At 47.2% G+C, this 13,934-nt stretch carries 11 protein-coding genes and 2 pseudogenes; 5 read left to right on the top strand and 8 right to left on the bottom strand.

Annotated elements, in window-relative coordinates:
- Position 1: 1 nt before the first annotated feature.
- The 5 genes from KI742_RS16075 to KI742_RS16055 are packed head-to-tail and all read right to left on the bottom strand — an operon-like array spanning position 2 to position 5,876.
- The gene (locus tag KI742_RS16075) at positions 2–1,141 is read right to left on the bottom strand and encodes an enoyl-CoA hydratase/isomerase family protein (RefSeq protein ID WP_025767666.1); all 1,140 of its coding nucleotides are present in this window, start codon (positions 1,139–1,141) and stop codon (positions 2–4) included.
- A gap of 8 nt (positions 1,142–1,149) precedes the next feature.
- Positions 1,150–1,935: an enoyl-CoA hydratase gene (locus KI742_RS16070; RefSeq protein ID WP_053349982.1), complete on the bottom strand. Its 786-nt coding sequence runs from the start codon at positions 1,933–1,935 to the stop codon at positions 1,150–1,152.
- A gap of 38 nt (positions 1,936–1,973) precedes the next feature.
- Entirely contained in the window at positions 1,974–3,128 is a 1,155-nt protein-coding gene (locus tag KI742_RS16065) for an acyl-CoA dehydrogenase family protein (protein WP_213901635.1), read from the bottom strand.
- A 19-nt stretch (positions 3,129–3,147) separates the two neighbouring features.
- Entirely contained in the window at positions 3,148–4,641 is a 1,494-nt protein-coding gene (locus tag KI742_RS16060; protein WP_213915508.1) for a CoA-acylating methylmalonate-semialdehyde dehydrogenase, read from the bottom strand.
- Positions 4,642–4,664: 23 nt separating this feature from the next.
- Positions 4,665–5,876, bottom strand: coding sequence for an acetyl-CoA C-acyltransferase (locus KI742_RS16055; RefSeq protein ID WP_285386082.1), 1,212 nt, complete (start codon positions 5,874–5,876; stop codon positions 4,665–4,667).
- 275 nt (positions 5,877–6,151) lie between these two features.
- Between KI742_RS16055 and KI742_RS16050 the strand changes: the two genes are divergently transcribed.
- From KI742_RS16050 to KI742_RS16030, 5 genes are all read left to right on the top strand, one after another.
- On the top strand, positions 6,152–6,526 hold the full coding sequence (locus tag KI742_RS16050) for a MerR family DNA-binding transcriptional regulator (protein ID WP_017821195.1): 375 nt from the start codon (positions 6,152–6,154) through the stop codon (positions 6,524–6,526).
- A 66-nt stretch (positions 6,527–6,592) separates the two neighbouring features.
- On the top strand, positions 6,593–7,762 hold the full coding sequence (locus tag KI742_RS16045) for an isovaleryl-CoA dehydrogenase (protein WP_213893353.1): 1,170 nt from the start codon (positions 6,593–6,595) through the stop codon (positions 7,760–7,762).
- A gap of 25 nt (positions 7,763–7,787) precedes the next feature.
- The gene (locus KI742_RS16040) at positions 7,788–9,392 is read left to right on the top strand and encodes a carboxyl transferase domain-containing protein (protein ID WP_021036013.1); all 1,605 of its coding nucleotides are present in this window, start codon (positions 7,788–7,790) and stop codon (positions 9,390–9,392) included.
- A 29-nt stretch (positions 9,393–9,421) separates the two neighbouring features.
- Positions 9,422–10,261: an enoyl-CoA hydratase-related protein gene (locus KI742_RS16035; RefSeq protein WP_042521092.1), complete on the top strand. Its 840-nt coding sequence runs from the start codon at positions 9,422–9,424 to the stop codon at positions 10,259–10,261.
- Positions 10,261–11,169 carry a hydroxymethylglutaryl-CoA lyase gene (locus tag KI742_RS16030; RefSeq protein WP_285386080.1) on the top strand — a complete coding sequence of 303 codons (909 nt, stop codon included), beginning with the start codon at positions 10,261–10,263 and terminating at the stop codon, positions 11,167–11,169. The genes KI742_RS16035 and KI742_RS16030 overlap by 1 nt, the downstream gene beginning before the upstream one ends.
- A 46-nt stretch (positions 11,170–11,215) precedes the next feature.
- On the opposite strand, the gene KI742_RS16025 is transcribed toward KI742_RS16030, so the two are convergent.
- The 3 genes and pseudogenes from KI742_RS16025 to KI742_RS23580 form a co-directional block, all read right to left on the bottom strand.
- Positions 11,216–12,094 carry a DMT family transporter gene (locus KI742_RS16025; protein ID WP_005375761.1) on the bottom strand — a complete coding sequence of 293 codons (879 nt, stop codon included), beginning with the start codon at positions 12,092–12,094 and terminating at the stop codon, positions 11,216–11,218.
- Between the two features lie 391 nt (positions 12,095–12,485).
- A pseudogene (locus KI742_RS23585) lies at positions 12,486–12,839 on the bottom strand (methyl-accepting chemotaxis protein); the annotation flags it as partial.
- 180 nt (positions 12,840–13,019) lie between these two features.
- Positions 13,020–13,706: pseudogene (locus tag KI742_RS23580) on the bottom strand (PAS domain-containing protein); the annotation flags it as partial.
- Positions 13,707–13,934: the final 228 nt, after the last annotated feature.

The raw sequence follows: 13,934 nt of genomic DNA, 5'->3' as shown, positions 1-13,934 counted from the left end.
CTTATTGACCTAGTGTTTGTTCACCCAAATTAGCAAGCGGATGCTCGTTATCTGACCAAAGCGAGGTAAACAAAGTATCGATAACATCTTCATCGACTTCACTGACACTGTTAAATATCCAGCTCGGCTCGCCATCCCGGTCAATGAGCCGAGAACGGACGCCCTCTTTAAACTCACCTAATAAGGCACTGCGAACCGACAAACTCAACTCTAAACGGAAGCAATCTGCAAGCGGTAAGCTGTGGTACTCTTTCACTTGTCTAAAGCAAATATGCGCGGTGATCGGACTGCCCGATGCGAACGTTTGTTTCGCGTTTTCTATCCACTGACTGTTCCCGTCGATAGCCATGATTCGCTGTGCTATCGCATTAAGATCAAAGCCTTTGCACGCTTCCTCTATCTGATCTAAGTATGGACAAATTTGCGTGGTTGGTTTGCTATCAATAACCTGTTCTTCCATTAATTGTAGTAGCGCAGTTACCAACTCTTTCGCATCTTCTTTGCCCCACTGGAGCCGCTTTAGCTCATCCAGTAAGGTGGGATACTGCTCTTCCAACAGTAACCAATCGGCCAAACCAATAGTGACAGCGTCACTTGAATTTACCATTGAACCTGTCAATCCGAGGAATAAGCCCACTTGCGGATCTATCTGGCTTAAAAACCACGTACCTCCCACATCAGGATACAGTCCGATATTGATTTCTGGCATAGCAAGGCGTGATGTTGTTGTCACAACTTTATGGCTGGTTCCCATAAAAAGCCCCATCCCACCGCCCATGACAATACCTTCTCCCCAACCGATAATGGGTTTGTTGTAAGTGTGGATGAGATAGTCACACTCATACTCCAACGAGAAATAGTTCGTACAGAACTCTACGATTTTTTCTTTACTCTCGTTATGCATGACGTGATACATAGCTCGAACATCGCCACCAGCACAGAATGCTTTTTCTCCAGCGCCAGTAAGTACCACACAAGTCACATGCGGATCGTCTTGCCACTTGATAAGCTGATCGTTAAGTTGGACTAACATGTCATACGTCAATGCATTCAATGAAGCGGTGTTGTCTAACGTTGCGATACCAATGCGGTGCACGCCATCTAAGCACTCTATTTCACTAATGGTTACCATCCCTGCCATGTGGCCTCCTATCGGTTTTTCCATTGCGGTGGGCGTTTTTCTAAAAAGGCGCGAACACCCTCAACTTGATCTTCCGTATCAAAAAGATTCAGAAACAACTCTCGCTCTTTCATTAAGCCGTGCTTAAGTGGCGCAGAGCGCATATTTTGAATGAGCGCCTTACATGCGGCGACAGAAGATGGTGACTGGTTCGCAACAGATTCAGCAAGTTCCAGCGCTTTACTTAAAGCTTCACCTTTGGGAACCAACTCCTCAACTAGGCCTAGTTCTTTTGCTTTGTCAGCGCTGACTTGCTCTCCACATAAAATGATACGCTTTGCCCAGCCTTCCCCTACTAACGCTGTGAGGTTTTGGGTACCGCCAGCGCAGGGCAAAAGTCCGACTTTGGCTTCAGGTAAAGCAAGTACCGCTTGCTCTTCAACGACTCGAATATCACAAGCTAATGCCACTTCTAAACCTCCACCCATGGCGTAACCATTAATAGCGGCAATGGAAACACCACGGAATTCCGAGAGCATTTCAAAGGCTTCACCAAAGCATCGCGCCATGTCTAACGCAACCGCTTTGTCACCGTCAGAAAATAGCTTGAGATCTGCACCAGCAGAGAAAAACTTTTCTCCACTGCCGGTTAAAACCAGTGCGTAGACCTGCTTATCATTGTTAAGTGTGAGTATCAGCGACTTCAGTACCTTGAGGCTCTCTGCTGTCCACGTATTGGCTGGCGGGTTGTTCATCGTCACCACCGCAACGTGATTAGTGATCGTATGTTGAATGGCTTCTTGGGTTAATGGCATATCTGAATCCTTTCTCAATGAGCAAATCCAATACTTCGCTACAGCAAGGCCGACTCCTCTGAGAGTAAACGGCGCGCGATGATCAAGCGCATGATTTCGTTTGTCCCCTCCAGAATTTGATGCACACGCACATCTCTGAAATGACGCTCCATTGGATACTCTTTGATGTAACCATAGCCGCCATAAAGCTGTAGCGCGTGGTCGCAAACCTGAAAGCCCACATCAGTCGCGAACCGTTTTGCCATCGCGCAATAAGCCGTCGCATCGGGGTCATTTCGGTCGAGCTTGCTGGCGGCATAGCGCACTAACTGCCGTGCAGCCACGAGCTCTGTCGCCATGTCTGCTAATTTGAATTGTAAGGCTTGAAACTGCGCAAGCGGTTTGCCGAACTGCTTACGCTCCTGAATATACTGTGTCGCCTGTTCAAGGGCCTGTTGAGCCGTACCGACGGAACAGGTCGCAATATTTATACGCCCTCCATCAAGCCCTTTCATCGCAAAGACAAAACCTTGCCCTTCTTCGCCCAGTAAATGGCTAGCTGGAATAACGACATTTTCAAAAGTAACCGCTCGTGTTGGTTGGCTGTTCCAGCCCATTTTGGGTTCTTTACGCCCATAGCTGATGCCATCTGCTTGAGCAGGAACAACAAATGCGGACACGCCTTTGGCACCCTCATCTCCGGTTCGCGCCATCACGACCAAAACATCTGTCTCTCCTGCGCCAGAGATAAAGGTTTTGCCGCCGTTGATGACATACTTATCTCCCTTTTTTGTAGCGGAAGTGGTCAGTGCAGCGGCGTCTGATCCTGCGTTGGGTTCGGTTAAGCAATAGGAGCCTAACCACTCCCCCGTAACTAGTTTCGGACAGAACTGCGTTTTGGCTTCATCGGTAGCAAAACTGGCTATCATCCAACTCACCATGTTGTGAATCGTCATAAACGCCGTAGTGGACGTACATCCCATGGCCAGTTGTTCAAAGATAATTGAAGCATCCAAACGGCTTAACCCTAAGCCGCCATGTTCTTCTGGTGTGTAGAGACTGAGAAACCCCAGTTCCCCCGCCTCTCTCAATACGTCTTTGGGGAAAATCTGCTTTTCATCCCACTCCGCCGCCATCGGTGCTAAACGCTCATCGGCAAATTGTTGAGCGGTATCGGCAAATGCACGTTGATCTTCATTAAGTTCAAAGTCCATAAAAGCTCCTTTTATTCACTCAGCGCAGTTGGATGGTCAAATTAGGCCCCGTTGGAATATCGTCATCAAACCAACGCGCCGTCACCGTTTTAGTCTCGGTATAAAAACGTACCGCTTGTTTACCATACGCATGTAAATCACCATAGAAACTGCCTCTCCAACCAGTAAAGGAGAAAAATGGTAAAGGGACTGGAATAGGCACATTGATCCCAACCTGACCGACTTGAATGTCATGCTGATATTTTCTCGCAGCAGCGCCATTAGCGGTAAATATAGAAGTTCCATTGCCGTAAGGGTTGCGATTCACTAACTCAATAGCTTCTTGCAACGTTTCGACTTCCATACAAACTAAGACAGGGCCAAATATCTCTTGCGTGTAAATCGACATGTTCGCTGTTACACCGCTAAACAAGGTTGGGCCAATCCAGTTTCCATCGGGAAAGCCTTCCACTTCACACTGACTGCCATCGAGTTCACACACTGCGCCTTGTTGTTTGCCATCTTCAATTAGGTCCAATACGCGTTGTTTAGCTTGCTCACTGATCAGTGGGCCATAAGCAGCTTGCTCATCGTCCCAAGGCCCTGGGTGTACTTTCGCCATTGCCTGTTTGAGGTCTGTAATCCATTGTTTTGAATCACCGACAAATACCGCAACAGAAATTGCCATACAACGCTGCCCCGCAGCCCCTACGGAGGCTCCGATTAGGTTATTCACCACTTGATCTTTGTTTGCATCAGGCATGATCACCATGTGATTCTTTGCACCAGCAAAAGCTTGAACCCGTTTAAAATGTTTAGTCCCTGTGGTGTAGATATAACGGGCAACGGGAACCGAGCCAACAAATGACACCGCTCGAATATCAGGATGAGCCAGAAGAAAGTCGACTTGCTCTTTGCGGCCATGAACGATCTGCAACACTCCTTCCGGCGCGCCAGCTTGCTCAAATAGTTCAGCTAAACGAATAGAGGTCAACGGCACTTGTTCGGAGGGTTTAAGCACAAATGTATTGCCCGCAGCGATAGCGATTGGGAACATCCACAACGGAATCATGGCAGGAAAGTTAAATGGCGTAATGCCGCAACACACACCTAGGGGCTGAATCATTGAGTAACTATCAATATCCGTGGCAACGTTTTCGACGGTTTCGCCCATCATGTTGCTGGCAATATTTGCAGCCTGCTCAACAACCTCTATGCCTCGCCACACATCGCCTTTAGCATCCGCTAAAATCTTACCCGTTTCATGAGAAAGCAGTGTGGCAAGCTCATCATGATGCTCTTTGAGCAAGTGCTGATAACGCAGCATGACTCTGGCACGCTCGGATACTGCCACTTCCTTCCAGGATTGGAATGTCTCTTTCGCATTATCAATGGCGGCTTCCATCTCGTGCTCTGTGGAACATGGAACGTACGCAATGACATCATTAGTGGCAGGATTGGTTACCTCAACCCAATCCGATGTTTGAGATTCACGAAACTCGCCACCAATAAACAAGGGAACCAAACGAGTCATCATTTACTCCTTTCTGATTTCAATTAAAGCGGTATTTCAATGCCTATCGCCGTGGCTTCTCCACCACCGATACAAAGTGACGCAACACCCCGCATCACTTTTTTGGCTTCGAGATCACCATTGGTGCCTAGCGCTTGTAACTGACGCAAAGTGTGAATCAATGTCACCAGAATTCGTGCGCCACTAGCCCCTATCGGATGCCCAAGTGCACAGGCTCCACCTTTAATATTTACTTTGCTCGTATCAAGCCCAAGTTCCGCCACCGCTATTTGTGTCACGACGGCAAAGGCTTCATTGATTTCCCACAGGTCCACTTCATAAATGGACCAATCTAGCTGGAACAGCAGTTGCTCAATTGCGTAGACGGGGGCCAAAGTAAATTCTGCAGGTTTTCTGGCATGTGTAGAGTGCGCCTTGATGAACGCAAGTGGTTTAAGCCCCTGATGACGCGCAGTGTCTTCATCCATAAGCACCAGAGCCGCCGCGCCATCTGAAATGGCACTCGAATTAGCAGCGGTCACCGTACCTTTTTCATCGAATGCAGGTTTGAGTTGAGGAATTTTACCAAGGTCAATCGAGCGAGGGTGCTCATCGTAGTCCAGCACCGCTTGTTCTGACTTGGTATTGAGTGAAACCGGCGAAAGTTCATCGGCAAACAAGCCTCGCTCTTGAGCTTCCAACGCACGTTTTGCCGACATCACGGCCCATTCATCCATTTGCTCTCTGGTGAACTTAAGCCTGTCAGCGACTTGCTGAGCATAAACACCCATTAAGTGCCCTTCGTAAGCATCTTGTAGCCCATCGAGAAACATGTGGTCATACGTAGACTGGTGCCCCATGCGCATTCCCTTTCTCGCCTCCCTCAGCAAATACGGCGCATTGGTCATACTTTCCATACCACCAGCAATGGCAGAGCGAATCGTTCCAGCTTTAATGAGATCGTGCGCTAACATGACGCTCTTCATGCCAGAGCCACACACTTTGTTAATGGTGGTGCACCCTACGCCCAAAGGAAGATCTGCCCCCATAGATGCTTGCCTAGCAGGAGCTTGTCCACACCCTGCTGGAAGCACACATCCCATGAACACTTCATCCACCGAAGTCACATTCACTTCGTGCATTGCCGCCTTGATCGCCAGTGCGCCTAATTGAGGAGCAGAGTAAGTTTGCAACTTGCCTTGAAAGCGCCCAATTGGCGTTCTTTTCGCGCTGACAATCCAGATGTCTTTTCCCATGATTCGCATTCCCTTAAGGTATATGTGAACACTTGGCAGACTGATGACACCCTACATAGAATTACTCACCAAGCGCCACACCAGCCTTTATCGCCTTTTTCACTAACAAACTTTCATTCCGCGATTTCTTGACGTTTACGTAAGCATAGCACTAGCCTTTACAATGAGATGAAAAAACACACCAAGCAGACGTTTATATTTCAAAGTTGATGTTCGGCCTTCCCATTTAAGGTTCGATTTCCAGAAACTGGATTTTTATTCGAGGTAAGTATGTTATGGAAAAATACAAGATCAGTGACCTCGCCAAGGAGTTTGATATTACTACTCGCAGTATCCGGTTTTATGAAGACGTGGGTCTGATTGAACCAGAGCGAAAAGGCAATATGCGCGTTTATCAACGCAGGGATAGAATTCGCCTCAAACTGATTTTAAGAGGGAAACGACTCGGTTTTTCGTTGGCAGAAATTCGTGAACTTTTCGAGCTCTACGACATGCAACAAACCGAAGGACAGTTATTGAAAATGCTCAATATCATTGAAGAGAAACAAGCCGTCCTACAGCAACAACTCAACGACATCAGCGTCGTTATGGCAGAGTTGAATGCCGCTAAGGAGCGTTGTATTCAAACACTCAAAAGCAAGCAGACATAAACGCTATACTCAATTAGCAACACCGCTACAGGCTTTTCCACCTTACCTCTGATACCGGGAGACGTTATGAAAAGCACCTATACCCCACTCAATTTCGGACTTGGTGATACCATCGATATGCTCCGAGAACACGTTAATGCCTTTGCTACGGAACATATTGCGCCCATCGCCGCTGAGATAGACCGCGATAACCAGTTCCCGAATCATTTATGGCCTTTGTTCGGAGAAATGGGGTTGCTTGGTGTGACCGTCGATGAAGAGCTTGGTGGTGCAGGCATGGGATACCTCGCTCACGTTGTTGCCATGGAAGAAATCAGCCGTGCCTCTGCATCTGTCGCTTTAAGCTACGGCGCTCATTCTAACCTGTGCGTCAACCAAATCTTTCGTAACGGCACGCCTTCTCAACGCGAAAAATACCTTCCAAAACTCATTGATGGTACGCACGTTGGCGCCCTAGCGATGAGTGAGCCCAATGCCGGTTCAGACGTGATAAGCATGCAACTGAAAGCGGAAAACAAGGGCGACCATTTTGTACTGAATGGCAACAAAATGTGGATAACAAACGGGCCCGATGCTGACGTAGTGGTGCTTTACGCTAAAACGGATGTCAGCGCAGGTTCACGTGGTATTACCGCATTCATTATTGAACGTAACTTCACAGGTTTCACTCATGCTCAAAAGCTGGACAAGCTAGGCATGAGAGGCTCGAATACTTGCGAACTTGTATTTAACCATTGCGTAGTGCCAAAAGAGAATATTCTTGGCGAGTTGAATAAAGGCGTCGAGGTGTTAATGAGTGGGCTGGATTACGAGCGCGTCGTCCTCGCTGCCGGACCACTCGGGATAATGCAAGCTTGCATGGACATTGTGGTCCCGTACGTACATGAACGAGAGCAGTTTGGAAAATCCATTGGCGAGTTTCAGTTAGTTCAGGGCAAGATCGCCGATATGTACTCTCGAATGAGTGCAGCAAAAGCGTATGTATATACCGTCGCAGCGGCTTGTGATCGAGGTAACGCAACACGCAAAGACGCCGCTGGCGCGATTTTGTACAGTGCAGAACTCGCCACACAAATGGCACTCGATGCAATACAACTGCTCGGTGGGAATGGCTACATCAATGAATACCCTGCTGGTCGTTTGCTACGTGATGCAAAGCTTTATGAAATCGGCGCGGGTACCTCAGAGATTCGCCGCATGTTAATAGGCCGAGAACTGTTCGAAGAATCTCGCTAACGGAACATACGACAAGGAAGTCATTATGGCCATTATCAAAAGTAAAACTAAGCCAACTGACGAGTTATTTCTTTCCAATAAAGCTGTTATGGAAACGTTGGTCACTCAACTTAATCAACACATCGAGACCATCAAACAGGGCGGCGGTGAAAAAGCCATTGAGCACCAGAGGCAAAAAGGAAAACTCCCCGCACGAGAACGCATCGCGCGCTTGCTTGATGACAACACTGACTTTCTTGAAATCAGCCAGTTTGCCGCCTGGCAAGTGTATGACGAAGCGATCCCCTGCGCTGGTGTTATCGCCGGCATTGGTATCATAGAGGGGATTCAATGCATGGTCATCGCCAACGATGCTTCGGTAAAAGGCGGAACCTACTACCCACTCACGGTAAAAAAACACCTTAGAGCGCAAGAGATTGCCCAACGTTGCCAACTCCCCTGCGTGTACTTGGTGGACTCCGGTGGCGCAAATCTCCCTCATCAGTCCGACGTCTTCCCCGACAAAGAACACTTTGGTCGCATTTTCTTTAACCAAGCGAGAATGTCAGCGAAAAGCATCCCCCAAGTTGCTGTTGTGATGGGGCTTTGCACTGCTGGGGGCGCGTACGTTCCTGCCATGGCGGATGTGTCCATTATGGTTAAAGAGCAAGGCACCATTTTTTTGGCGGGGCCACCTTTGGTGAAAGCGGCCACTGGCGAAGTCGTGACGGGTGAAGAGCTCGGCGGTGCAGACGTGCATTGTCGAAAATCTGGTGTCGCAGATTATTACGCTGAAAATGATGAACATGCCCTAATGCTTGCGAGAGAAGCCATTGCCAATGCCAATAGAACAAGACCTGTTAAGCCAGAAAACACCGTACTTCCTCCCCGCTACGACGCAGAAGAAATCTACGGAATCGTGAATGCCAACTTACGACTGTCATTCGACGTTCGAGAAATTATTGCCCGCATCGTCGATGATTCTGATTTCGACGAATTCAAAGCCTTGTACGGCAGAACGCTAGTGTGTGGTTTCGCTCGTATTCAAGGACACTTGATTGGCATTGTGGCAAACAACGGTATCTTGTTTTCTGAATCGGCACAAAAAGGCGCGCACTTTATTGAGCTGTGCGCCAAACGGAAAACACCGCTTCTTTTTCTCCAAAACATTACCGGCTTTATGGTCGGAAAAAAGGTTGAAGAAGAAGGCATCGCAAAACATGGCGCCAAGTTAGTGATGGCCGTCGCTTGTGCTGACGTGCCGAAGTTTACCGTGATCATCGGTGGATCGTACGGCGCTGGTAATTACGGCATGTGCGGCCGAGCGTATGATCCAACCATGATGTGGATGTGGCCGAACGCGCGTATTTCTGTGATGGGCGGAGAACAAGCAGCAGGCGTTTTAACACAAGTTCGAAAAGACGCGAAGGAACGTCAGGGGGAAGCGTGGTCAGAGCAAGAAGAGCACATTTTTAGAGAATCGATCATAGACTTGTATGAAACACAAGGACATCCCTATTTTGCGAGTGCTCGGCTATGGGATGACGGAATTATTGACCCTAAAAAAACGCGTCAGGTGTTGAGTCAAGCGTTAATGGCAGCATTAAATGCCCCCATTCCTGATAGCGAGTTTGGCGTCTTCAGAATGTAAACATCCAAAGATGAATTAAGGAAGTTAGTATGCAGGAAATGCAACCAAGCATTATTCCCAACGCCCAAAGGCAAGATGATGTTCTTTGGCATGTCGATGATAATGGCGTAGCGACCATTACCCTAAACAGAACAGCTAAACACAATGCTTTTGACGCTTGTACGATCGACTTGCTGATCCACCGCCTAGATTATCTCGCTTTACGAACGGATGTGCGGTGCTTGGTATTAAGAAGTAACGGCAAGCACTTTTCATCCGGGGCCGATTTGAATTGGATGCAGTCGATGGCCGACAGCACGAGGCAAGATAACTTCGTTGATGCCCAAAACTTGGCAAGACTCATGGAAACATTAGATTCGTTCCCTCAACCCACCATCGCAGTTGTTCAAGGTTCCGCTTATGGTGGTGCTTTAGGGTTGATTTGTTGTAGTGATATCGCCATCGCAAGCCAAAGTGCCAACTTTTGCTTAAGTGAAGTTAAGCTTGGTTTAGTTCCAGCGACCATTGCGCCTTACGTCATGCGCGCGATGGGGAATAGACAAGCTAGACGCTATATCTTAAGTGGTGAAGTCATTTCAGCCGAAGATGCCGAACGGTTTGGTATTGTGCACGAAGTGAAAGAAGCCAAACAGCTTGAAAATGCGGTCGATAGTGTAATCAAGACGTTGCTACTTAATAGCCCAGATGCGATGCGTAAAGCGAAAACGCTCTGCCATCAATGTCATCAAAACCCCATCGATCAACAACTGATTCACTATACTAGCAAGCTCATTGCGGACATTAGAGTATCACCCCAAGGTCAAGATGGGCTGCAAGCGTTTCTTGAAAAACGTAGCCCAAGTTGGGTCACCAAGTCACAGGACAAGTAATGCTACCTTCCAAAGTAAAGATTGTCGAAGTAGGTCCTAGAGATGGGTTGCAAAATGAATCTCCTGTTGCGACCCAGACTAAAATCCGGCTGATCAACTTACTCTCTGATACTGGGTTAACGCATATTGAGGCGGGCTCTTTTGTCTCACCCAAATGGGTGCCACAAATGGCGGACTCAATAGAGGTCATGAAAGCAATAACACGGCGAAATCATGTTACCTACTCTGCCCTGACTCCAAACCTAAAAGGCTTAGAACAAGCGTTGGAGGCTGACGCCAATCAGGTCGCAATTTTCACTTCATCCTCAGAAGGATTCTGCCAACACAATATCAATTGCTCGATTGCAGAAAGCCTAACTCGCTTCGAACCTGTAATGCGATTAGCCACCAAATACGGTATCCCTGTTCGTGGCTATCTATCCTGCGTTGCCGACTGCCCTTACGATGGCCCGACAGCCCCAAAACAAGTGGCGAGCGTGGTCAAATCACTCATCGATTTAGGGTGTTATGAGGTGTCTCTAGGCGACACAATCGGTACAGGCACGCCAAACCGTATCGCTGCTATGCTAGAAGCCGTCATGTTGGTTGCACCTCTTCCCCAGCTTGCTGTCCATTTCCACGATACATGGGGACAAGCTCTCACCAACATTTATCAGGCACTGAGCATTGGCATCAATACCATCGACAGTAGTGTAGCTGGGCTGGGTGGATGCCCATACGCTCATGGAGCATCAGGGAATGTCGCAACGGAGGATGTACTGTATTTATGCCAAGGGTTAGGAATAGAGACGGGGATCGACTTAGAGCTACTGGCTAAAGCTGGCTGGATGATCAGCGAAGAGCTGGGGCGGGAGCCTACATCAAAAGTGTCATTAGCATTGCGTAACCGCGTATTATCACTTTCGTAGAAGGCCATCCGGCACCTCAAATTCTCCCAACCCAAGTTAATTTGCTCTACTTTCGAGTAGGGAAGCGAAACCGCCCGCCAGTACGATAAATAATTAGAGAAAATAAGATAAGCACACAACCTACTAGTTTATTTGCCGTTAGCACTTCGCCATACCACAGCACGCTCAGAATAACCGTCCAAACTGGTTCTAATATCATAATTAGAGCAGCGTTACCTGCCTGAACAAATTTTTGCCCCATGGTTTGCATTACGTAACGCAAGCTCGTCGCTAATAAGGTACTCAACGCAAACCACCACCAAATAGAGGAGTCAACCTCTGCCGGGAAAGATTCCATAAAAAATGAAACCAACAAACCTAAGCAACCTGCTGAAAAAAGTTGCACGCAAGTAAGCAGCAGCACAGGTAGTTTTTGAGAGTATTTGCTATTCACATTAAAATGAAGCGCCAAAACCAGTGCTGCACCAAGAAACCACAATTGACTGGCCGATTGTTTCCAGCCACCAACTAAAGAAAGACAAGCAAGACCTAATACAGCGATAGGCAAAGAAAGCCAGAAAATTCGTTGTGGTCGTTGACGAAACATAACCCATGCAACAATCGGCACAAACAGCATGGAAAGGCTCATGATAAATGCGCCCTCCCCGAGAGTATCACTGATAGAAATAGCGTAAATCCATGTCATAACGGCACTGCCTAACAGGAGCCCGACACCACCAGCAGAAAGCACATCTTTTAAGTTTGCTTTCAGCAAAGGTCGGTAACATAGAGGCAGTAAGCAGAGCGAAGCGATAGTAAATCGCGCCCCAATAAAGCCAAAAGGTGGTAAACCCTGTATTGTTTCCTTAGAGAATATCCAGCCAAGTGCCGCGATCATCGTCGTCGCAACCAGAATAACCGTCGCTTTACGTTCTGAGTTAAACATAAGTACTCACAAAATATGGAACACACAATAGCGCAGCAAGAGAGTTTTACTGCGCTATTGTGTAAATTTGAAAGGGGTTTGTGTCGAGCGAAAAAGTGAAAGCCCGATCCTCTCCTGTATTGTTGTCACGCAGATTGAAGTTCTGCTGCTAGATACATTAAATGCAGGCAAAGTCCTAAGGCAAGCCTTTTCGCATACTAAATTACTTTAGCATTCTATACAGCAAGCAAACTGGCTAAAACCTGTACCGGGTGTCGAACTACCTCCCCTTCAAAACGCTTAACTTGACTGCGGCAGGAGTAGTATTGCGACTTCAGCGCTCCTCAATACAGGTTGAATAAGGCGAATTGCTTTTTACCCATCGCCCCTACAATGAAAACTTATTGATTAACTACAACGAGCGATTAAATTGCTCCACGGCCTCTACAACACGGCTAGCGCCATCTTGTATTTCATTCATCACATTGCCTGCTTTTTCAGAGAGCTCTAGCGTATCTAGTGCTTCTTTTTGGCATTTAGCGATCAGCTTAACTGCGTTATCTGTTCGCTGTAGGTTTTCACTGACCATTGTGACAATTTCATCGGTGGTTGCATTGGTTCTTGTAGCAAGCTGTCTGACTTCATCAGCAACAACGGCAAAACCTCTACCATGCTCACCCGCACGAGCCGCTTCTATCGCCGCATTTAACGCCAATAAGTTAGTTTGGTCAGCGATACCACTGATGCTATTTACCAACTCGCTAATACGCGATGAGTGCGCTTTAAGCTCGTCAATCGCGGTGTTCGCTTGCTGCATTTGCTCGGAAAGTATCTGCATCTTTTCTAACGTTGAGCCTATAACCTCTTGCCCTTGCAGGGTTTGTGTTCCAGTTTCTTGGGAGATTTCGTTCGCCAATTGCGCAGCCTGGGCCATTTTCTGTTCCTGCATCACCTGCTGGGTAATATCTGTCGCGAACTTAACGACCTTGTAGAGCTCTCCTCTGTCGTTATGGATAGGGTTATATGAAGCCTCTAGCCACACCTCTTCACCATAACGGTTAACTCGTTTGAATCGCTCTGATGAAAATTGCCCTTTTGCTAAACGTTGCCAAAACTCACGGTAAGCTTGAGAGCTCGACTCTTCCTGATCACAAAACATGCGATGATGCTTCCCTAGAATCTGATCAAGCGTATAACCCATTGTGTTTAGGAAATTATCGTTGGCTTTTAAAACATGGCCATCTAATGTGAACTCAATCACCGCCATAGAACGACTTAATGCATTTAGCATGTCCTCTTGCTCACGGGATGATTTGATCGTTCGCGTAAGTTCAGAAGCAAAAACAAAAAAGCTTTCTACTTCTCTGCGCTCATTTAAAACAGGCTGGATAATCGTTCTTAACCAGGCTTCCTCACCATTACCTTTCTGTACTTGCAATGCCCCATTCCAGAACACTTTATCTTGGACGGCTTTCTTCATTCGATGAAAGTGGTCTGTATTGCGCGAATTTGACGGTACCAATTCAGTAATTGATTTCTTTAAGATCTCATCATCATGTAAGAAAAGTTCTTGCTGTAGTTTGGTATTTGCAGAAGTAATGAGGCCTTTACTATCCAATGTTAAGCGGATCATCTCTTCATCTAAACTGGTTTGGATTTGCTGCAGGATTTGCAACTCCTGCTTTAATCGTTGATTTTCTTGTTGAAGCGACTTATTAAAAAACATGACTTTCTCTCATTCGACCGACCTTCGGACTAGTCAAAGGTTTATTATTTGTATACCGAATAAACTGCAAGCGGCAAAATCGTTTGGTTGCATATTCAAACGCGATTTCTATTTCTCATCAAAGGACCCCGCTGG

Origin of the sequence: Vibrio sp. D417a, from assembly GCF_030248595.1 — a bacterium.
Lineage (GTDB): Bacteria > Pseudomonadota > Gammaproteobacteria > Enterobacterales > Vibrionaceae > Vibrio > Vibrio alginolyticus.
Note: the sequence above shows the minus strand (reverse complement) of the source record. Positions and strands in the feature narration are given on the sequence as shown.

Bases quoted from the DNA above. Each gene is read 5' to 3' on its own strand.
- KI742_RS16075 (WP_025767666.1), bottom strand. From the start codon at position 1,141: ATGGCAGGGATGGTAACCATTAGTGAAATAGAGTGCTTAGATGGCGTG.
- KI742_RS16070 (WP_053349982.1), bottom strand. From the start codon at position 1,935: ATGCCATTAACCCAAGAAGCCATTCAACATACGATCACTAATCACGTT.
- KI742_RS16065 (WP_213901635.1), bottom strand. From the start codon at position 3,128: ATGGACTTTGAACTTAATGAAGATCAACGTGCATTTGCCGATACCGCT.
- KI742_RS16060 (WP_213915508.1), bottom strand. From the start codon at position 4,641: ATGACTCGTTTGGTTCCCTTGTTTATTGGTGGCGAGTTTCGTGAATCT.
- KI742_RS16055 (WP_285386082.1), bottom strand. From the start codon at position 5,876: ATGGGAAAAGACATCTGGATTGTCAGCGCGAAAAGAACGCCAATTGGG.
- KI742_RS16050 (WP_017821195.1), top strand. From the start codon at position 6,152: ATGGAAAAATACAAGATCAGTGACCTCGCCAAGGAGTTTGATATTACT.
- KI742_RS16045 (WP_213893353.1), top strand. From the start codon at position 6,593: ATGAAAAGCACCTATACCCCACTCAATTTCGGACTTGGTGATACCATC.
- KI742_RS16040 (WP_021036013.1), top strand. From the start codon at position 7,788: ATGGCCATTATCAAAAGTAAAACTAAGCCAACTGACGAGTTATTTCTT.
- KI742_RS16035 (WP_042521092.1), top strand. From the start codon at position 9,422: ATGCAGGAAATGCAACCAAGCATTATTCCCAACGCCCAAAGGCAAGAT.
- KI742_RS16030 (WP_285386080.1), top strand. From the start codon at position 10,261: ATGCTACCTTCCAAAGTAAAGATTGTCGAAGTAGGTCCTAGAGATGGG.
- KI742_RS16025 (WP_005375761.1), bottom strand. From the start codon at position 12,094: ATGTTTAACTCAGAACGTAAAGCGACGGTTATTCTGGTTGCGACGACG.